Origin of the sequence: Streptomyces sp. Ru72, from assembly GCF_002920635.1 — a bacterium.
Taxonomy (GTDB): Bacteria; Actinomycetota; Actinomycetes; order Streptomycetales; family Streptomycetaceae; genus Streptomyces.
Genome location: NZ_PQSR01000003.1, coordinates 62,315 through 83,067 on the forward strand (window position 1 = coordinate 62,315; position 20,753 = coordinate 83,067).

The 20,753-nt window shown below is 69.6% G+C and carries 12 protein-coding genes; 10 read left to right on the top strand and 2 right to left on the bottom strand.

Features of this window, described 5'->3' with window-relative positions; genetic code table 11:
• Window positions 1-111: 111 nt before the first annotated feature.
• The 6 genes from C3488_RS02470 (at window position 112) to C3488_RS02490 (ending at window position 16,326) form a co-directional block, all read left to right on the top strand.
• Window positions 112-10,692 (top strand): LamG-like jellyroll fold domain-containing protein, encoded by a 10,581-nt coding sequence (locus C3488_RS02470; RefSeq protein WP_258053256.1) that lies wholly within the window; start codon window positions 112-114, stop codon window positions 10,690-10,692.
• A 9-nt stretch (window positions 10,693-10,701) separates the two neighbouring features.
• Window positions 10,702-11,094, top strand: a complete 393-nt coding sequence (locus tag C3488_RS40030) for a hypothetical protein (RefSeq protein WP_146067823.1) — start codon at window positions 10,702-10,704, stop codon at window positions 11,092-11,094.
• A 232-nt stretch (window positions 11,095-11,326) separates the two neighbouring features.
• Entirely contained in the window at window positions 11,327-12,433 is a 1,107-nt protein-coding gene (locus tag C3488_RS02475) for a hypothetical protein (protein ID WP_146067824.1), read from the top strand.
• Window positions 12,434-12,585: 152 nt separating this feature from the next.
• On the top strand, window positions 12,586-12,972 hold the full coding sequence (locus C3488_RS02480; RefSeq protein WP_103837621.1) for a hypothetical protein: 387 nt from the start codon (window positions 12,586-12,588) through the stop codon (window positions 12,970-12,972).
• 617 nt (window positions 12,973-13,589) lie between these two features.
• Window positions 13,590-14,546, top strand: a complete 957-nt coding sequence (locus tag C3488_RS02485) for a hypothetical protein (protein ID WP_103837622.1) — start codon at window positions 13,590-13,592, stop codon at window positions 14,544-14,546.
• A 40-nt stretch (window positions 14,547-14,586) separates the two neighbouring features.
• Entirely contained in the window at window positions 14,587-16,326 is a 1,740-nt protein-coding gene (locus C3488_RS02490) for an insulinase family protein (protein ID WP_103837623.1), read from the top strand.
• Between the two features lie 55 nt (window positions 16,327-16,381).
• Here the strand turns inward: C3488_RS02490 and C3488_RS41235 are convergent, their stop codons facing one another.
• Both C3488_RS41235 and C3488_RS02500 read right to left on the bottom strand, forming a co-directional pair.
• On the bottom strand, window positions 16,382-16,579 hold the full coding sequence (locus C3488_RS41235) for a hypothetical protein (RefSeq protein ID WP_258053257.1): 198 nt from the start codon (window positions 16,577-16,579) through the stop codon (window positions 16,382-16,384).
• A 278-nt stretch (window positions 16,580-16,857) separates the two neighbouring features.
• Complete coding sequence (locus C3488_RS02500) at window positions 16,858-17,598, bottom strand: hypothetical protein (RefSeq protein WP_103837624.1); 741 nt, start codon at window positions 17,596-17,598, stop codon at window positions 16,858-16,860.
• Between the two features lie 422 nt (window positions 17,599-18,020).
• On the opposite strand from C3488_RS02500, the gene C3488_RS02505 reads away from it, so the two are divergent.
• The 4 genes from C3488_RS02505 (at window position 18,021) to C3488_RS02520 (ending at window position 20,685) form a co-directional block, all read left to right on the top strand.
• Window positions 18,021-18,848, top strand: a complete 828-nt coding sequence (locus C3488_RS02505) for a glycoside hydrolase domain-containing protein (protein ID WP_103837625.1) — start codon at window positions 18,021-18,023, stop codon at window positions 18,846-18,848.
• Window positions 18,849-18,882: 34 nt separating this feature from the next.
• Window positions 18,883-19,200, top strand: coding sequence for a hypothetical protein (locus C3488_RS02510; protein ID WP_181138851.1), 318 nt, complete (start codon window positions 18,883-18,885; stop codon window positions 19,198-19,200).
• A 48-nt stretch (window positions 19,201-19,248) separates the two neighbouring features.
• Complete coding sequence (locus tag C3488_RS02515; RefSeq protein WP_103837626.1) at window positions 19,249-19,881, top strand: hypothetical protein; 633 nt, start codon at window positions 19,249-19,251, stop codon at window positions 19,879-19,881.
• Window positions 19,882-20,031: 150 nt separating this feature from the next.
• Window positions 20,032-20,685 carry a SurA N-terminal domain-containing protein gene (locus C3488_RS02520; protein WP_103837627.1) on the top strand — a complete coding sequence of 218 codons (654 nt, stop codon included), beginning with the start codon at window positions 20,032-20,034 and terminating at the stop codon, window positions 20,683-20,685.
• Window positions 20,686-20,753 lie beyond the last annotated feature (68 nt).

The window sequence follows — 20,753 nt, forward strand, 5'->3', positions numbered from 1 at the left end:
CTGCCCATGCGTGTGCGCTGGGTCCGCAGCCCTCGCATGTTCCCGCCGGGTGGCACCGGTCGGCGCAGAGCGAGGGTTACGGCACTTTCTGTTCTCGTCTCCCTCTCGTTCATGCTCACCACCGAGACGGCGGAAGCCACCGGTGCCACGCTGTCTCCGCTGAGCATGCCCGAGTGGTCCCTGTCCGGACTGTGGAAGTGGGCCACCGAGTCTCCGCTGGACACCCCGGACCAGGAAGGTGGCACCGCCCGCGGCAAGAGCCACCGCGCCTCGACCGCGGCGACCAGCGCCGACCGAGGTGTCGGCCACAAGCCCGGCAAGGGCAAGGGGGAGCTCGATCCGTACAAGCGGCCCGCCGACCCGGCCGAGACGGCCACGACCGGCCCGGCCGCGGGCACGGCGAAGAGCTTCGACCTCCGCACCAGCAAGCGCAACGCCAAGAAGTCCACGGCCACCTCGGACTACTACGTCAACGCCGACGGCTCCGTCACGATCCGCCACTACAGCGGCCGTTCCAACTACAAGGCGGACGACGGCAGCTGGAAGCCGATCGACACCGACCTGGTCAAGGGCGAGGACGGCCGGTTCGAGCAGAAGGCCAACTCCCTCGACGTCGCGTTCGCCCCGAACGCCGCCGACGAGCAGCTGGCCTCCGTCGACTTCGGCGCCGGCCGGTCCCTGGCGTACGCGCTGCGCGGCGCCCACAAGGCGGCGGCGACCGAGGACGAGGGCGGCAGGGTCGTCTACAACGACGTGCTGCCCGAGACGGACGTCCAGCTCGTCCCGATCGCCGACGGCTTCAAGGAGAACCTGGTCCTGCGCTCCCGCGACGCGGCCGGCTCCTGGGTCTTCCCGCTGGACGCCAAGGGCCTCACCCCGCGTCTCGCCGAGGACGGCGACGTGGAGTTCACCGACGCCGACGGCAAGGTGACCGCCACCATCCCGCACGCCTACATGGAGGACTCCCGGATCGACCGGCACTCCGGCGAGGGCACCCGCTCCGGGAAGGTCTCCTACGAGCTGACCACCGTGGACGGCGAACCGGCGCTGCGGATGACCGCCGACCGGGCCTGGCTGGACGATCCGAAGCGGGTCTACCCGGTCACCGTCGACCCGACGACGGTCCTCGCGAGCGAGACGACGTACGTCCAGAACGACTACAGCGCCAACCGCTCCGCCGAGAACCAGATCAAGGTCGGTTCGTACGACGCGGGCACCACGAAGGCCAACTCCTTCCTGCAGTTCTCGTCGCTGGGCTCCACGCTCGCCGGCCAGAAGGTCTCCGCGGCGACCCTCAACGTCTGGGCGCTGTGGTCCTCGACGTGCCAGCCCGAGTCCTTCTCCGTGTACCCGGTGACCCAGTCGTGGTCGCCGACGACGACCACCACGTACCCCGGTCCGTCGTACGGCTCCGCCATCGGCACCGCCACCCCCGACCCGGGTGCCTCCTGCACCAACAACACCGGCAGCGCCGGCGTCGGCGTGAAGATGCCGGTGACGCTGTCGACCTCGTGGTTCACCCAGGTCGCCACCGGCGGCGCCAACTACGGCCTGGCCATGGCCGCTCCGACCGGCGACAACCTGCACTGGAAGAAGTTCCACTCCGACGAGTCGGCCACGGCGAGCTGGCGCCCGTCGCTGGACCTGACCTACGCGCCGAACACCAAGCCGCAGGTCAACGCCCAGTACCCGCCGGAGAACTTCCAGGCCAACACCCTCCAGCCGGAGCTGCTGGTCTACGCGAGCGACGCGGACAAGTGGCCGAACGCGGCCCTGACGTACACCTTCGAGGTCTACGACGCCGACTCCACCAGCACCACCCCGGTGGCCACCTCCGGCGCCGTCTCCAAGAGCAGCTGGAAGATTCCCGCCGGCAAGCTCACCTGGTCCAAGAACTACGTCTGGTACGTGGGGGTGAGCGACGGTTACGACGAGGTGACGTACTCCAGCCGCTTCGCCACCGCCGTGCCGCAGCCGCCGGTGACCTCGGGCCTGGCCCAGAACACCGACGGACACGACTTCGACCCGTCCGAGGCGAACTACACCACCGACGACAGTGACGCGGACGTGGAGGTGGTCGGCCCCTCGCTGGAGATCGACCGCTCGTACAACAGCATCGACCCGCGGATCGACAGCGCCTTCGGCGCCGGCTGGTCGACGGTCGTCGACATGAAGGCGGCCGAGGTCAAGGACCCGTCGGGCACGGTCACCAGCGTCGTCGTCACCTACCCGGGCGGTGAGCAGGTCGCCTTCGGCCGCAACAGCGACGGAACGTTTCAGCCCCCGCTGGGCCGTTACGCCCGCCTGCAGTCGGTGACCGGCGGCTACACGCTGACGGACAAGGACTTCACCGAGTACGCCTTCAAGCAGCCCACCGCCAAGGCCGGCACCTACGCGATATCCGGCATCAAGGACTACGCCGGCCGCACGGAGACGTTCCAGTACAACGCGTCCAAGCAGCTGACGAAGATCACCAACGAGACGTCCAAGCGGTCACTGGGCCTGACCTGGTCGACGCCGGCCGGAGCCACCGCCGCGCATGTCGAGACGGTCTTCACCGACCCGTCCACGGCCGGTGACTCGAACACCGTGCAGACCTGGCAGTACGGCTACTCGGGCGATCAGCTGACCAAGGTCTGCCCCCCGGCCGACTCGGCGCACTGCACCACCTACACCTACGCCACCGGCAACCACTACCGCACCACGGTCCTGGACGCCGACCCGTACGCGTACTGGCGGCTCGGTGAGGCGGCCGGTGCGACCGTCGCCAACGACACGGTCGACACCAACCAGGGCCGGTACAACGGCCTCTACCACAACGTGACCCTGGGCAGCTCGTCGCTGCTCGCGGGCTCCACCCAGAAGACCGCCACCTTCAACGGCACCACGTCGTACGTGGAGATGCCGGCCGCGCCCGGCGCCACGCCCTCGTACATGACGGTCTCACTGTGGTTCAAGACCACCACGGCCGGCGGCGTGCTGTTCTACTACGGCGACAAGCCGCTGAGCGACACCGACCCGGTGAACAACACGACGAAGAACACCCCCGCGGTATACGTCGGCACCGACGGCAAGCTGCGCGGCTGCCTGGCCATGTCGCCCAGCTGCAGCCCCAACATCGTCTCCGGCGCCACCGTCACCGACGGACAGTGGCACAACGCGGTCCTCACCGGTCAGGCCACCAGCCAGACCCTCTACCTCGACGGCGTGGCCCAGGGCTCCCTCTCCGGCACCATCAACGACTGGAACCAGCCCTACATCTCGCTCGGGGCGGGCGTGAACACCCAGGGCTGGCCGGCGATGAACCCGAACGACCGGCTCGGGCACTACACCGGTCAGATGGCGGAGGTCGCCATCTACTCCGAGCCCCTCGACCCGTCGGTGATCACCGCGCAGTACCAGGCCGCCAAACGGTCCGCGGGTCTGCTCAGCAAGATCACCACGCCCGGTCTGAAGACCCAGTCCCAGGTGGTCTACAGCACCACCGACGACCTGGTCACGCAGGCCACGGACGGCGACGGCGGCACCTGGAAGCTCAACCCGCCGACCGTCACCGGTTCCTCGCAGGTCTACCGCTCCGCCGTGATGGGCTCCGCGCCCAGCGGCTACTGGCGGCTGGCCGACACGCAGGGCGCGCCGCAGGCCGCCAACGAGATCCACACCGGTTTCGGCACGTACAACACCGTCACCCAGGGGGTGACGGGCCCGTTCGGCACGGGTGACGTCACCGCCGCGTCCTTCAACGGCACCTCGTCGTACGCCGAGATCCCGTTCACGCCGTGGCACGGTTCCGCCAGCCGCGCGGTCGAGCTGTGGTTCAAGACCGCGAAGCCCGGTGTGATCCTGTCCGACCAGTCGCAGGCGCCGACCGGCACGACCCCGAGCGGCACCTGGAACCCGCTGCTGTACGTGGGCGCCGACAACAAGCTGCACGGCCACTGGTGGAGCACCGCGGGCACCGGCGGCACGGCCTTCGGGACAACGGGCACCGTCACCGACAACCAGTGGCACCACGCGGTCCTGTCCGCCTCGGGCACGACCCAGACCATGTACCTCGACGGCGCCAAGGTGGCCGACTTCAGCGGCCAGACCGCCGACCAGTCGAACACCCGCACGTTCGTCGGTGCGGGTTACGCCAAGAGCTGGTACCAGTCGCCCGGTGACGCCAGCTTCTTCACCGGCTCCATCGCGGAGGTCGCGGCCTACGACCACGCCGTGGGCGAGGACGAGGTGGAGCGGCACTGGTCGGCCTACAAGGCGTCCTCCGGCGTCGCACCGGTGCGCACGGTGACGCTCACCGACCCGACCGACAAGACGCTGACGTACGTGTACGACGCGGAGATGGGCAACCGTCAGCTGGCCGTGATCGACACGGAGGGCAAGCGGACGACGTACGGCTACGACACGGGCGGCTTCCTGCGCACCGTGACGGACGCCAACGGAAACCGCAGCATCACCGGTCACGACGTCCGCGGCAACACGGTCTCCCAGACCGACTGCCAGGACACCACCGCGAACAAGTGCGCCACGGAGTACTACACGTACTACCCGGACGCGACCACCGCGTTCCCGCCGATGGACCCCCGCAACGACCTGCTCCTGACCGAGCGGGACGCGCGTTCCGCGTCCGCGACGGACAACACGTACCTGACCAGCTACACCTATGACACCGGCGGCAACCTGCTGTCGGTGACCGGTCCGCCGGTGGCCGGGCATCCGAACGGGCGCACCGCCACCACCACCTACACCACCTCCTCGACCCCGGCGGCCGAGGGCGGTACGGCGGTGGCGCCCGCGGGCCTGGTCGACACGGTGACGACGCCGGGCGGCAAGACGACCAAGCACGTCTACTACGCCGACGGCGACCTGGCCTCGGTCACCGACGCCAACGGCGCCAAGGTCACGTACACGTACGACAACCTGGGCCGGAAGATCTCGCAGAAGGAGATATCCGACGCCAACCCCGGCGGCCTGACCACCTCCTGGACGTACGACAAGAACGACCAGGTGGTCACCGAGACCGCCCCCGCGGTCACCAACCGCGTCACCGGCGCGGTGCACCAGGCGAAGACCACCACGGTCTACGACTACGACGGCAACGTCACCTCGCAGACCGTCGCCGACGTCTCCGGCGGCGACGCCTCGCGGACGACGTCGATGACGTACGACGCCTACAACCGTCTCGCCACACGCACGGACCCGGGCGGCGACGTGACGTCGTTCGAGTACGACGTCTACGGCAACAAGGTGAAGGAGACCGACCCCGACGGGAACGTCAACACCTACACCTACGACGGTGAGGGCAGGCCGCTGACGACCAGTCTGCTCGACTACACCGGCGACCCGAACAACCCCTCGGCTCCGACCACCCTGGTCCAGGAGTCGCGGGCGTACGACCCGGCGGGCCGGCTCGCGTCGATCACCGACGCCATGGGCTGGGTGACCGAGTACACCTACACCGACGACGGCCTGGCGGCCACGGTCACCCGCAAGGACCCGGCGAACGGCAAGCAGTTCGTCGAGGAGTCCAACACCTACGACATGGCCGGGAACCTGATCAAGCAGGTGACCAACGACGGCCGGACCACGACCACCTTCACGGTGGACGCGGACGACCGCGTCACGTCGTCGGTGCTCGACCCGACCGGGGTCAACCGCTCCACGAAGGTCTCCTACGACCCGGACGACAATGTCGTCAGCGAGACGGAGACCGACCCGGCGACCGGCGACGTCAACACCACGGACACGCTCTACGACAACCTGGGCAACGTCACCCGGACCGTCGAGCACGACGGGAGCACCGCGCCCGTGGCGCGCTGGAAGCTGTCGGAGACCAGCGGCCTCGCGGCCGACGACTCCTCCGGCGGCAACCGCAAGGTGACGCTGGGCAGCGCCGTGACCCGCTCCACCGAGAAGGGCGGCTCGGCGGTCTTCAACGGCACCGCCAACGCCTACGGCCAGGCGGACGGCCCGGCGGTGAACACCAGCGGCAGCTTCACCGTCTCGGCCTGGGTCAAGCTCGGCTCGACGGGCGCGAACAGCACCTTCCTCGCGCAGGACGGCAAGGTGGCCAGCGGCTTCCAGCTGTACTACTCCACGGCGTACGGCTGGACCTTCAACCGCCACGGCTCGGACACCAGCGGCGCGTCGACCATCCGGACCTACTCCGGCACCTCGGCGGTGACGAGCGGTACCTGGACCCACCTCACCGGTGTCTACGACCAGGCCACCGCGTCGCTGAAGCTGTACGTCAACGGTTCCCAGTCCGGGACCACGACCGCCTTCACCTCTCCCTGGGAGGCCACCGGCCCGCTGCAGATCGGACGACGGCTCTACAACGGGACGTACGCCGAGAACGCCAACGGCTCGATCGCCGACGTCCAGGTCTACGGTGAGGCACTGACCGCCTCCCAGGTGTCGTCGCTCTACAACGGCACCCTGCCCGCGGCCGGCAGCTCGATCCGTTCCACCACCTGGAAGCTGGACCAGCGCGGTCTGCCCACGTCGATGACCGACCCCAACGGCAACACCACCGACTACGGGTACGACGAGGCCGCGCAGCAGACCACCGTCACCGAGCCGGTCGTCAACGCCGAGACGAACGGGGGCGCGGCCACGGCCGTCCGCCCGATCTCGATGACGGGGTACAACACGTTCGGTGAGGTGACCGAGACCTCCGACCCGAACGGCAACGTCACGGTCACCGCCTACGACGCCGAGGGCCAGGAGACCTCGACCAGGCTGCCCGACTACACACCGCCGGGGTCCACGACTCCGATCACGGCTACGTCCTGGAACGAGTACAACGACCTCGGCCAGGTCACGGCGGAGGTCGACGCGCTGGGCAACCGGACGACGTACACCTACACGCAGCTCGGCGACCTGGCCTCCGTCACGGAGCCGGGCGGCGACAAGACGACGTTCGTGTACGACACCAACGGCGACCTGCTGTCCACCACCCGCCCGAACGGCGCCCGTGAGGAGTCCACCTGGGACTACCTCGGCAACGAGCTGACCAGCACGGAGATCGTGCGCCAGCCGACGCAGCGGGCCTACACGGCGATCAACGAGTACGACGCGCCCGGCGGCGACCTGTCCCGGCGGGTCAGCCCGACAGGGGTGTCGGAGTCGTACAAGTACAACGCTCTCGGCGAGGTCACCGAGGTGACCGACCCCGCGGGCAACGTGTCGACGTTCACCTACGACATGGACGGCCAGGTTCTCACCGCGAAGGACCCCGACGGCACGAGCACCAAGAACACGTACGACGGTTTCGGCCGGCTGGTCACCACCCAGGACCTGGACGCACTCGGCGGGGTGCTGCGCACCAGCCGCTCCACGTACGACCGGGCGGGCAACCCGCTGTCGGTGACCGACTATCGGGGCCACACCACCACGTTCACCGTGGACCCCACCGGCCTGGTCACCAAGGCGGTGGAGCCGGTCTCCGCGACCGAGTCCATCACCACGACCTACGGCTACGACGCGGCGGGCAACCGCACGCGCTTCACCGACGGCCGTGGCAACCCGTTCATCACCACCTACAACACCTGGGGACTGCCCGAGTCGCTGATCGAGCCGTCCACCCCGGCCCACCCGGACCTCGCGGACCGCACCTTCGCCACGGTGTACGACGCGAACGGCCGGGTGAAGGAGCAGCGCTCCCCGGGCGGCGTGGTCGTCACCAACGAGTACGACGCCAAGAGCCGGCTGACGAAGACCACCGGCACGGGTGCGGAGGCCGCCACGGTCGACCACACCTACGCGTACGACTCCGACGACCGTGTCACGGCCGTCGCCGGTGCGGGTACGGATCTGAACACCTTCACCTACGACGACCGCGGTCTGCTGCTGTCGGCGTCCGGCCCGTCGGGCAGCTCGTCCTTCGCCTACAACGGCGACGGGGCGATGACCTCCCGCACGGACGCGTCCGGTACGACGACCTACGGGTACGACACGGCCGGCCGGCTGAAGACGGTCGACGACGGGGCCACCGGCTCCAAGCTGACCTACACCTACGACGTCAACAACAACGTCAAGCAGGTCGACTACGGCACCGCCAAGTCCAAGCGGGAGTTCTCCTACGACGCGCTGGAGCGGATCACCAACGACAAGCTGACCTCGCCCACCGGCAAGGTGCTCGCCTCCATCTCCTACGGATGGGACGAGAACGACAACCTGACGTCGAAGACGACGACGGGTGTGACGGGTGCTTCGTCGAACACGTACACGTACGACTGGGCGAACCGGCTGACGTCCTGGAACAACGGGACGACGACGGAGGTCTACGGCTACGACGCCTCGGGCAACCGCACCCGCGTCGGCGGCGACACGTACACGTACGACGCCCGCAACCGGCTCACCTCGGACGGGCACAACACGTACGCGTACACCGCACGCGGCACGCTGAAGACGATCACGGACGAGAGCGGGGTGCAGACCTCCCTCAAGGCCGACGCCTTCAACCGCGTGATCAACGAGGGCGACCGGACGTACACCTACGACGGTCTGGACCGCGTCCTGAACGCCAAGGACGCGACGGGGGCCGACGTCTTCTCGTTCAAGTACAGCGGCGCGGGCAACGACGTGGCCTCGGACGGTGTGACGTCCTACAGCCGCGACGCCGACGGCTCGCTGCTGGGCGTGAAGACGGCCGTGTCGTCGGTGCTGGCGCTGACGGACATCCACGACGACGTGGTGGCCCAGTTCACCGACTCCGCGGAGGCGCTCACCGGCTCGGCGACGTACACGCCGTTCGGCAAGACGTCCTCGTCGGCGGGCATGCTGGGCAACCTGGGCTACCAGTCCGGGTGGACCGATCCGCAGACCGCCAAGGTCAACATGGCCGCGCGCTGGTACTCGCCGCAGACCGGCCAGTTCAACAGCCGGGACACGGTGGGCAACGACCCGCTGCCGGATTCGGTGAACGCCAACCAGTACGCCTACGCCAACGACAACCCGATGACGGGTACGGACCCGACCGGCCACTGGTTCTCGTTCATCAAGAAGGCCGTCAAGAAGGTCACCAAGAAGGTCAAGAAGGCCGCGAAGTCGGCCTGGAAGAAGACCAAGAGCGCGGTCAAGCACGCCGCCAAGGCCGTCCGCAAGGCCGCCAAGAAGATCAAGAAGGCGGCCAAGAAGGTGGTCCACAAGGCCCGCCGGGCGGTCCGCAAGGCCGTGCACTATGTGCACGACAGCGTCAAAAAGATCAAGAGATACGTCAAACGCACCTATAAACGCGTCAAGAAGTACGCCCACAAGGTCGTCCAGCACGTCAAGAAGACGGTGCGGAAGGTCGCCAAGGCGGTCAAACACGGAGTGGCCAAGGCGGTCAAGGCGGCGAAGAAGGCCGTCAAGAAGATCGGCAGAGGCGTCAAGAAGGCGGCCAAGGCCACGGCCAACTATGTGAAGAAGCACGCCGCGACCATCGTCTCGGTGGGCGTGGGAGTCGCGGTCTTCGCGGGCTGCACCGCCGCCAGCTGGGGCGTCGGAGCGGTCGGCTGTGCGGCCCTGGCCGGCGCCGCCGCCAACGCGGTCGGCTACATGATGAGCGACGGTCCGAAGTCCGTCGGGGGCTTCCTCGGCGCGACCGCCATCGGCGGCCTCACGGGCGCCCTGGGCGGTGCGGCCGGCGGCGCGGCCTCCGGCGCGGTGGGCCGCCTGCTCGCCGGCGTCGGCGGCAAGGTGCTCCAGGGCGCGGCGATGGGCGCCGCGGGCGGCGCGGCGGAAGGCGCGGTCGGCTACGGCATCTCCTGCGCGGCGAGCGAGGAGGGCTGCAGCGCGAGCGGCGCGGCCAAGGCGACGGCCCTGGGCGCCGCCAGCGGCGGCGTCTTCGGCGCGGCGGCCAGCAAGTACGGGCCGAAGACGAAGCAGCAGCCGGAGTCCGAAGGCCAGTCACGCCCGGGCGGCTGCCCGACCAAGCACAGCTTCACCGGCCTGACCGGTGTGCTGATGGCGGCCGGCACGGTCAAGCCGATCTCCCAGGTCAAGGCCGGGGATTACGTCCTCACGGCCGAGCCCGGCAAGAAGAAGAAGGAGAAGCACCGGGTCAAGGACGTGATCGTCACCAAGACCGACCGCGACTACGTCGATGTCGTCGTGGCCACGAAGGCCGGTCCGAAGACGATCCAGACCACCAAGCACCACCAGTTCTACGAGGTGAGCCGCAACGCCTGGACCCAGGCCGGCAACCTCAAGGCGGGCCAGAAGCTCCAGAACGGGGACGGTGCTCTGACCGAGATCGTCGAGGTCAAGGCGTACAGGGCGCAACGCGTCACGTATGACCTGAGCATCGAGGACCTGCACACGTACCATGTGGTGGCCGGATCGGTTGCGGTTCTCGTCCATAACGTGGACGAGAATGACCTCTGCAAGTTGACTCTCGGGCCGGCCCTGAGAGGGCAGAGGGCAGAGGGAGTCACTGCCGAGCGCGGAGACACCGTGCTTGCCCACGAGCAGAGAATGGTCAACGAATCCGGCGACCGAAATGGCTGCGCCGCTTGCGGTGCCAAGAAATCGGGTTACGCCGATGGACACTGGACCGGTGACCATAATCCGCCGAACAAGCTCGCCCCCGATGGTCCGTGGACTCTGTATCCCCACTGCAAGGCATGTTCCAAACAACAAGGCGGAATTGTGCGCAGTCTTCTCAAGGAGTATTATGATTTCCCCGTGTGGAAACCAAAACAGTAGGTGACCTCTATGATGCTCTTCGCCTCGTGTACGACGAGATTTTCGCACGGTCTTGTCATTGCTGCCGCCCCCGGGAGCGTCGATACGCATGAAAGCTGGGACCCTGCGACCGACATAGTGCACGGTGGTGCGGACTCCTTGTACATCTCGGTCCGGCAGGCTGCCAGCGGTCCGGCATCAGTGCAGTGTGTACAAGGGCCGTACCAGCCGAGTGGCAAAGTTCTCGTGTACTCCGGGGAGATAACCCTCCCTCGGGCGTCGATCGAAATTTCGGATCCGAATGAAGCAGTGAAGATGCTGATTCCGGTTCCAAATGTGGAAAATCACGTCGACGTCTATGGAGACGGTACCGATGAGCCTGACGAGGTAGTGATCGTTCTGACCGGCGACGAATCGTGGTGATCTGCGACCGCTGACGACGATACGTCGGTTCGGTAGGGCAGTGGGCGTCATGCTGATGTGGTGTCAGCATGACGCCCTTCGCTTTTCGATACGGCTGCCCTTTTGGGGCCAAGACGGGCTGGGTCACTGAAATGCGTCTCCGGCCACCGACCACCGGGGGAACGGGCCGGGGAAACGGTGGATGATCAGACACGTCATCCGTTCGCACGCCGATCCGAAAGCACGCAGACCCATGCCCCTCATGCTCCAGTACATCCTCACCGCCCTGGGCGTCCCCGTGCTGATCTGGGCCGCCTGGAGCACAGCCCGGCTGGCCCGCGCCAACCGCAAGGGCACGGCCGGGATCCACATCGCCGCCTACGTGCTGCTGTCGCGTGAGGAGTTGGACCCTACGCGGGGCGGGCCGCCCGAGCCGGAGGTGGCCGACGCCGTGCGGGCGGTTCGAGCGGGGGACTGGCGACCGGGTGCCGCCCTCCTTGCCGCGGCGGGCCAGGACTGGGACCTGCGCTGGCACCGGCTCTCGGCGCTCGCCTCCGCCGCCGCCCAGGACGAGCGGTGGCTGAGCGACTGGCGGGCGGAGCGACCCGACGACCCCGACGCGGCGGCCGTGTACGCGGAGGCGTTGCTCTACCGTGCCTGGGACGCCCGCGGCGAGGGCTGGGCCAAGGACACCCCCGCCGAGCGGATGACCCGGTTCCAGCAGATGCTGCCGGCCTCCCTGCACGCCGCCCAGGCCGCTGCCACGCTCGCGCCGGACGACCCGTCGCCCTGGGTCACGATGGTCACCGCGGCCCGGGGACTCGCCCTGCCGCACGAGGAGTTCCGCCGCCTGTGGGGCGAGCTGACGGCCCGCGCCCCCCACCACTTCTACGGCCACCTCAGCGCCCTCCAGTACTGGTGCGCCAAGTGGTGCGGCTCGGACCGTCTGGCGAACCGCTTCGCGCAGGAGGCCGCAGCTTCGGCCCCACCGCAGTCACTCCTGTCGGTGCTGCCGCTGGAGGCCGCCTTCGAGCGCGCCCTGCAGGGCCCGGGCCCGGTGCCGCTCGCCGGCCGCCACACCAGGTCCGAGCTGGACGCCGTCCGTGCCGCGCTGGCCGCCGCCCCCGCCGGCGACCCGCGCGCACCCCTGGTCCGCCACCGCCTCGCCGCGGCCCTGACCTTGGCCGGGAAGGGCAGCGAGGCCCTGGACCACTTCCGGCTCCTGGAACCGTTCGTGGGCGCCGAGCCCTGGACGTACCACCCGAACCCCGTGGCCGCGTACGACCGCGCCCGCGCCCTGGCCATCCTGCGCTCCGGCAAGCGGGCGGTGGCGGCAGGGCAGCCTGTTGGCCGACGGTGAAGATCAACCTGTAAAGCAGTTCTCAAAACGCAAAGGGGCGATCAAGGCCGACCCGGACAGGTTCATCGAGGACCGGTCAAGACCAGGGCAAGATACGCCTGAGAGGCATGATCATGCGTGCTGCTGGTGTTAGGTGACCTTAGGGAGCGTAGGTGCAGGATTCCGAATTCAGCGCACCCAGGACCCTGCTGCTCGAGGTGTTCGCCGAGAAAGTAAAGAGCACACTCGCGCAAGCCGGCATCGGGATCTCCGCCACTGCTGACCCTTCTCTCAGTGTCGGCGCTTACGTCGAAGTGGATGATGCGGGAGAAGGTCCGTTGGAGGTTTTCGTTGGTTGGCGGGTGCACGCGGACCTTTATCGTCACTTCACCAGCCTGGAGCCCGCCAAGCTTCGGGACGATGAGCGTGTAAAGGTGAAGCGGCACGCTGAAACCGTAATGCGGCAAGCAGTGGCGTCAATCCTGGAGTTCTCTGGATTCTCTGTTCTGGAAGCGAAGGGCGAACACGCAGGGCAACTACGGGTGATCGAGCGGCCGTAGTCCTCGCGGCACTCGAGAAAAGCCGCACCGATGCTCCTGCCCGAAGTGTTGTCGTGGCGCTTGACGGCAACGCTGACTGCAGCGGACGCCAGGAGCCCCCACCCGCGGTTCGTGGTGGGGGCTCCTGGCGTCTCCAGGTGGTGTGGTCAGTTGGGTGGGACTGTGGCCGGCGGCAAATTTGGCTGCGGTACCGGATGTTCCCGCGGCGGTCGCCTCGAGAGGTGGTGTACCGGCTGAACTGCGACACATCTGGGATATGTGTCGCAGTTGTGGAGTCGACTCTCCACCCGCACAGCCGCTGTGCACCACGGCCGGGCATGGCCTCGCCTGGTACTGAGGGCGAGTGGTGGGGCGTGGTCAGCGCCTGCTTGCGGACCGACCGGCACCGGGCCGGCGCCCGCCAGGGTCGTCGTCTCCACCTGTTCGCACCCAAAGAGCGAGGGCGCGGTAAGAGGACGCGCGGACAGATTCTCAGGACGGGCGGATGGTATGGAGGCTCGGTTGACAGGAGATGACCGATGAGCAGCGGATTGATCAAAACGCGGTCATGTTCCTGCCTGCTCGGACGGACATCCCCGGCGAGTCCCGTTGTCACAGGTCTCGCTTAGTATCCGGCCATGTCGCATCCCTCCGCCCCATCCCTCCCACCCCCCGACTTCGAGGTCGCCTCCGCCTTCCCGGAGGCCGCCTGGCTGCGGCAGGCCGCCGGCGCGTGGGACTGGGCAGCCGTACGGCAGTACCTGTACGGGCTGCCGCAGGGCACGGACCGCAGCTTCGCCGTCGGTGTCCTGGCGGACGTGAAGGGCGTCGAGGAGTGGATGCGCGACATCCTCGCCGCCGCGCCCGACGACGTGCTCGCGCTCACCGTCCTCGGCAGCCGTGAGGTGAAGATCGGCTGGGAGATCCGGACGGCCGCGCCCGCCAAGCGGGTCAGCCGCGAGCAGTTCGCCGGACTGCACGCGCATCTGCGGCAGGCCGAGCAGCATCTGATCCGGGCCACCGCGCTCGACCCGTTCTTCGACGCGGCCTGGGCCTCACGCCTCACCACGGCCATGGGGCTGCAACTCGGGCAGAACGAGGCGCGGCGCCGGTACGACCGGCTGGCCGCCCACCACCCGCACCACCTCACCGCGCAGGGCCGACTGCTCCAGCAGCTGTGCCCCAAGTGGAGTGGGAGCTGGGAGGCGGTCCACGGCTTCGCACGGGAATGCCTCGTCAGCGCGCCCGACGGGGCCATGAACGGCGGCATGGTGGCCGAGGCGCACATGGAGCACTGGCTCGCCCTGAAGGGCAACGAGCGCGAGGAGTACCTGCGGCAGGACGTTGTACGCACCGAACTCGTCGAAGCCGCCGAGCGGTCCGTGCTCCACCCGCACTTCCACCGCGGCTACGGCTGGGTCACCGTCGCCGGCTGCTTCGCCGCCCTCTTCTCCCTCACGGGGGACCTGCCCCGGGCCGCCGCCTGCTTCCGCGTACTCGGCAACCTCGCCTCCGAGTACCCCTGGGCCGACCTGGGCCGCGACGCCACCGCGGCCTACATCAAGCACCGCGACGCCGCGCTCGCCAGAGGATGACCCGGATGACCCCGACGAACACGCCGAACAGAGGCACCAGATGAACCCCCAGGCCGCCATCCACGCCACCGAGGTGGACGGCATACCCACTCTCTTCGCGTACGCCACCGGGCCGATGCGCGCCGGACTCGTCTTCCGGGTCGGTGTCGCCGACGAGACGCTGGCCCGGACCGGTGTCACCCACCTGGTGGAGCACCTCGCCCTGCACCGCCAGGGCCTGGCCGACTACCACTTCAACGGTGCGACCAAGGCCGCCTTCACCCACTTCCACGTGGAGGGCGCCGAGCACGAGGTCGTCGCCTACCTCCAGGGCGTGTGCGCGTCGCTCACCGACCTGCCCATGGAGCGCCTGGAGACCGAGAAGGAGATCCTGCGCACCGAGGAGTCCCGGCGCGATGTCGGCCAGCTGCCGCTGTGGCGGTACGGTGCCCAGGGGTACGGCCTGGTCAGCTACCCGGAGTGGGGGGTGCGCAGCCTGCGCCCGGACGACGTACGGGAGTGGGTGCACGCCTGGTTCACCCAGGGCAACGCCGCGCTGTGGATCGCCGGTGAGCGGCTGCCGGCGGGGCTGACCCTCAAGCTGCCCGCCGGTCCGCGGCGCCCCCTGCCCGCCGTCACCTCCGCACTGCCCGCCGGCCCCGCCTACTTCTCCGACGGCAAGGGCGGCGTCCTGCTGGACGCCGTCGTCACCGACACCACCGCTGCCCGGGTGTACGCGGGTGTCCTCGAACGTGAACTGTCCCGCGCCCTGCGGCAGGAGGGCGGCTACTCCTACACGGCGGCCACCGACTACGCCTCGCGCCGCGACGGTTTCGCCCTCGTGACCGCCTTCGCGGACGCCCTGCCCGCCAAGCAGGACGCGGTGCTCGGCGGCTTCGTCGACGTCCTCGCCGGGCTGCAGGTGGGCAGGATCGGGCAGGGCGACCTGGAGGCGGTGCGCTCCCGGGCCGACGGGGCGCTGACCGTGCCCGAGGCGGCCGCACGGAGGCTGCCGGGGGCCGCGGAGGACCTGCTCGTCGGGCGGTCGGTGCGCGGCCTCGACGAACTGCGCTCCGAACTGTGGGCGGTGACGCCGGAGCACCTGCACGCGGTCGCCCTGGAGGCGTCCGGGACGGCCCTGATGCAGGTGCCCGCCGGGCACAGCGCGGACTGGGCCGGGTACACGGCGGCCCCCACGCGTTCGACGTACGCGGTGACCGGACGGCGGTTCGCCTCGGTGGGCGGTGACGGGTCGGCGCTGGTGTTCGGGGACGAGGGCGTCAGCATGACCGTGCGCGCCAAGGACGGGACGGAGAACGCGGTCACCGTGGCCTATCGCGCCTGCGCCGCGATGCTGAGCTGGCCCGACGGCGGCCGTCAGCTCATCGGGACCGACGGTCTGGTCCTGGAGGTGGAGCCGGGCCTGTACGGCGTCGACGCGCACACCATGGCCGCCCTCGACGCCGCCGTACCGCAGTCCGCGGTGGTGTGGCTGCCGCCCCGGCAGCAGCAGCCGAAGCCGCGACCGGCCGCGGCGGCCCAAGGGAACGGGACAGTGCCGGGCGACGGCGAGCAGCGGCCCGCCCCCGCCCGGCGCACCGGGCGGCAGACGGCGGCGGTGGTCGTGTTCGCCCTCCTCGCCGGCCTGTTCGGCTTCCTGGCCCTCGCGGTCACGGTCTTCGGCCACGACCCGCAGACCAGCACCGGAGCCTGGCTCGGGCTCGCGGGGTTCATGTGGGGCCTCACCGCCCTGCTGGCCTGGCCCGCCGTACGGATCCTGCGGCGGACGCGGAGGGCGTGAGGGGCACTGCGGGGCGCCGCCGGTACGGTGCCCGTTCGGGCCGTACGACGCCGGACTACCGCATGTACGGGTTCGGCTGCGGCGGTGGAGGCACAGGCATCGCCCCGTGCACCGTCGCCCGCTGCGGTGTCCGCTTGTCGAACAGGGCGAACAGCAGGAGGCCCGTAGCCGTCAGCAGGCTCAGCATCACGACCGCGCCGAGGACGGGGTCACCGGCCCCTTCCCCCCGCGCCGCCCCCCACGGCAGGGTCACGCACTCGTAGAGCACGAACGACCCGAACGCGCCCCAGTCCGACGGAGCCTACGGCGGATCGCCGCGTACAGGAACGGTACCCACACCAGCAGACCCAGCGATCCCCACACCAGGACCGCCCAGGCGATCCGCTGGAACCAGCCGGCCTCCAGCCGTCCTTCCATCTGCCCCCCAACCCTCGACCCCCGGCTCTCCGCCGCAGAAAGGGGGAGAGCGCAGGGGGCAAGGGTAGAGCAGCGGGTCCCGCGCGGATCCGGGCCCGAAGGATGAACCGCGTCTCAGGCGGGGTTCTTCGCAGTCTTCTTCAAGGACTCCACGATCCGCCGCGCGATCTTCTCCGCGGTGGCGGCGCCGTTGTCGCTGCCCGCCGTGGACATCACGGTGGCCACGGCGGTGCCCTCCCGGGCCGCGACCAGCGTGGTGCCGTTGTCCCAGGCGCCGCTGGTCAGCGTGATGGTGTACGCCTCGTCGCCGAGCCCGGGCGTGGACCGGCCCGAGACCTTCACCGTGGCGTGCGCGTCCGTGTCGGTGAACGTCGGGCACGTGGCCGTGACGGCCCGCACGTCCTTCATCGCGGCCGCCGCCGTCGCCCCAGGGAACTCGTCGACCTCCTGGGCTATCTCCGCGGTCTTGCCCTTGTCCACGTAGTCGTCGTTCGCGAACGACGCCCCTCCGGTGCCGCCGGTGACGGTCATCCAGGCCGTGGTCTCCAGCTTGGTGCAATCGGGCTTGGCCGTGCTCGCGTCGCTCGGGGTGACGAACCGGCCGCCGCTGTCCGAGGCGCCCTGCGGGACGGGTGCGAACCCCGCCGGGAACAGCGAAGCCGGAGCCAGGACCTTCTTCAGCTGTGTACCCGTCAGAAGACCGGCGTTCGGGTCCTTGGACGCCGGTGCCGAGGCGTGGGGCTTCGCTGCGGCATCGGCGGAGCCGGACGAGCCGGAACCGCAGGCCGTGAGGGCCAGGGCCAGGGGAAGAGCGGTGAGAGTGAGTGCCTTGACGGCACGCGACCGGGTACGCATGAGGTCCTCTCGGGAGGAATGAAGCGTTCGGGAAACGGCAAAGGGCCCCTCTGCGGGGCGCCACGCCGACCGGACCCTACGCGCGGCAGGTCATGGACAGGTCACGCAGGGTTCTGCGCCTGCCCAAGTGATCACCAAATCGGCCGGGGTGACGCGGACGGCCGCGGCCCCGTTCCCCGCAGCCGGAGGTTTTGCCGTTCCCTGAGATAATCTTGTGGCGATCGAGGGCGTCCGTTTTCCAAGCGGAAGGATGCCGTCGGTTACGGTGCGATCCGCTTCGGACGCTCAAGTCCCATGTGCCTGCGGACGTTTGCCTGCGAATCCGTACAGACGTCGTCGTGCCGGACCCGCGTCGCTTCAGGGGCTCAGCAGACTTTCCGGCGGACGCCGCACGCGTCCGCCTGTCGTGAATTGGGGTGGGGATGGCCGGCCATCGGCAGTCGAAGAAGTTCAGGTACGTCACGTGGTCGGTGGCCGGTGCCGCCGTCGTCGCGGGTGCCGGGATCGCGGCGCAGACGTCGATGGCGGCCACGACCTGGCCCGCCCAGAAGACGTACACCGGACACGCCTTCGACACCTGCACCGCGCCCTCGGCGGCCGCGATGAAGGCATGGAACACCGGTTTCTACGGGGCCGCCGCCGTCTACGTCGGCGGCAAGAACCGCGGTTGCAGCCAGCCCAACCTCACCGCGTCCTGGGTGAAGTCCGTCAGCTCGATGGGCTGGAAGCTCATCCCGATCTACGTGGGCGCCCAGCCGCCCTGCCAGAGCGGCTCCAACCCGGAGAAGCTCACCGCCACCACCGCCGCCACCCTCGGGACGAGCGACGCGAACGATGCGGTGGCCAAGGCGTCCGCGCTGGGCATGAAGGCCGGCAGCCCCATCTACCTCGACATGGAGCCGTACGACATCACCAACACGTCGTGCAACAACGCCGTGCTGACGTACGTCCGCGCCTTCGACAAGCAGCTGCGCGCCAAGATCTACCGCGCGGGGTACTACGGTTTCAGCAGCTCCAGCGCCAAGGCCATCGCCACCGCGAGCAACAAGACCGACCTGCCGGGCAACCTCTGGTACGCGCTGTGGGACAAGCAGTACACGACCACCACGGACTGGCCGTGGGGCTCCACCCAGTACACCAACCACAGCCGCGCTCACCAGTACATGGTGAACAGCAAGGAGACGCGCAACGGCTACACGATCACCGTGGACCGTGACGCCTGGGACGCGCCCGTCGCCATCACCGGCTGACCCGGCTGCCGAGCCACGACACGAGGAGCGATACATGAAGGTCGTCGCCATACCGGCGGTCCGGCTGTTCGCCGTGCGGGCGGGCTTCGCCGCGCTGCCCGTCGTCAGCCTGGGGCTGCTGTGCCCCCTGCCGTCCCTCGTGCTCGCCCTGCGCCGGCGCAGGGCGACGGACTGGTGGGCCTTCGTGGCGTTCAGCGCGGTCCTCGCGGCGTGGGTCGCCGAACTGGAGCTGACGCCGGACACGACGCACGGGCCGCTGTTCGCGCTGGACGTGCTGCTGATCCTGCTGTCGATGGCAGGCGCCTCGATCCACGCCTGGAAGGTCTGGCCGGGGCGGGCCGCCGGCCGCTGAGGCGGACGTACGGCGGGAGAACAGAGACGAGTACGGCAGGGGAAAGCGGTGGCCAAGCAGGTCAGGCAGGTGACCCAGGCGCGCCCGGCGAAGGCGGGGCAGGGACCCGGAGGGCGGCCCGCCGCGGTGGGGCGCGCCGTCGTCACCTGGCTGCGCTCGCTCCGCGGACGCACCATCGCGCTGGCGGCGGGCTCGCTCGCCGTCGTCGCCGCCGTGGTCGTGGCCGGCACGCTGATCCTCGGGCACGACGACCGGCCGCCGATCCCGGACACCCGGGCGAGGCACTACGACGACGTCGACGCCTGCCTGCTCACCGACGACAAGGGGATCACGGCGGGCACCACCGCCGCCGAGGTCTGGCAGGGCATGCAGGACGCCTCCCTCAAGACGCACGCGCGCGTGAGCTACGCGCCGGTGACCGGGGAGCAGAGCGCCGCCAACGCCCGTCCGTTCCTCAACAGTCTGCTGCAGCGTTCCTGCGACGTCGTGCTCGCCGTCGGCCGGCCGGAGGTCTCCGCCGCCGCGCAGACGGCACCGCAGTACCGGAAGGTCCGCTTCGTGCTCGTCGGTGCCGGGGGCGGCGAGAGCGCCGGTGCCAATGTGACCAGGCTCGACACCGGCGACACGCTGCGTGCCGACGTGGCCGGGGCGGTCGAGCGAGCGGTGGACGGGCGGGCCTGAGCGGCCGGACGGGGGCTCAGCAGGGGCGTGCGGTGCCCGAAGTGCGGGTGAATCGTTGGTCGAATGGGTTGGCCGGAGCCGGTCCGCTCCTTACCATCGATCACCGCAGGACCTTGTGCACCGTCGCACAATCCCCATCGGGAGGTCATTTTGCACCGCCGTCGCCCCGCGATCGCCCTCAGCGCCGCCCTGGTCGCTGCCCCTCTCCTCACCGCGTGCGGCGGCACCGCGCACCCGGGTGCCGCGGCCGTCGTCGGAGGTGAGCGGATCACGGTCGCGCAGCTGCAGAGCCGGGTGGACGAGGTGCGCGCGGCCCAGCGAGCCGCCGCCACGGACGACGCCCAGTACCAGCAGGCGGTCGCCCAGACCAGCAGCCTCACCCGCGACACCCTGCACAGTCTGGTCCTGGACCGGGTTCTGGACCGTGCCGCGAAGAACGCGGGCGTGAGCGTCACCGCCAGGGACGTCGAACAGATGCGGGCGGACCTTCAGGCGCAGGCGGGCGGCGCGAAGGCGCTGCAGACCGTGTGGCTGCAGCAGTACGGGGTGGCCCCCCAGCGCCTCGACGACAGCCTCCGCACGGAGGTCGAGGCGCAGAAGCTGGCCGCCGCGCTCGGCGCCGACATGAGCACGACCGAGGGCAAGGCCGGGTTCTGGAAGGCCATGTCGCAGGCGTCGCGGGAGCTGCACGTCGACCTGAACCCCCGCTACGGCACCTGGGACGTGCAGAAGAGCAGCCGGGCCGACGCGAACACCCCGTGGGTCAAGGAGGTCACGGCGGCGGCTGCGCAGCAGACGGCGTAGCCGGGCCGTTCGGGGCCGGGGCCGTGGGCTCCGGGCCTGTGGACGACTCCGGGGACGATGGTCCATGC

Bases quoted from the DNA above. Each gene is read 5' to 3' on its own strand.
- C3488_RS02470 (WP_258053256.1), top strand. From the start codon at position 112: ATGCTCACCACCGAGACGGCGGAAGCCACCGGTGCCACGCTGTCTCCG.
- C3488_RS40030 (WP_146067823.1), top strand. From the start codon at position 10,702: ATGATGCTCTTCGCCTCGTGTACGACGAGATTTTCGCACGGTCTTGTC.
- C3488_RS02475 (WP_146067824.1), top strand. From the start codon at position 11,327: ATGCCCCTCATGCTCCAGTACATCCTCACCGCCCTGGGCGTCCCCGTG.
- C3488_RS02485 (WP_103837622.1), top strand. From the start codon at position 13,590: ATGTCGCATCCCTCCGCCCCATCCCTCCCACCCCCCGACTTCGAGGTC.
- C3488_RS02490 (WP_103837623.1), top strand. From the start codon at position 14,587: ATGAACCCCCAGGCCGCCATCCACGCCACCGAGGTGGACGGCATACCC.
- C3488_RS02500 (WP_103837624.1), bottom strand. From the start codon at position 17,598: ATGCGTACCCGGTCGCGTGCCGTCAAGGCACTCACTCTCACCGCTCTT.
- C3488_RS02505 (WP_103837625.1), top strand. From the start codon at position 18,021: ATGGCCGGCCATCGGCAGTCGAAGAAGTTCAGGTACGTCACGTGGTCG.
- C3488_RS02510 (WP_181138851.1), top strand. From the start codon at position 18,883: ATGAAGGTCGTCGCCATACCGGCGGTCCGGCTGTTCGCCGTGCGGGCG.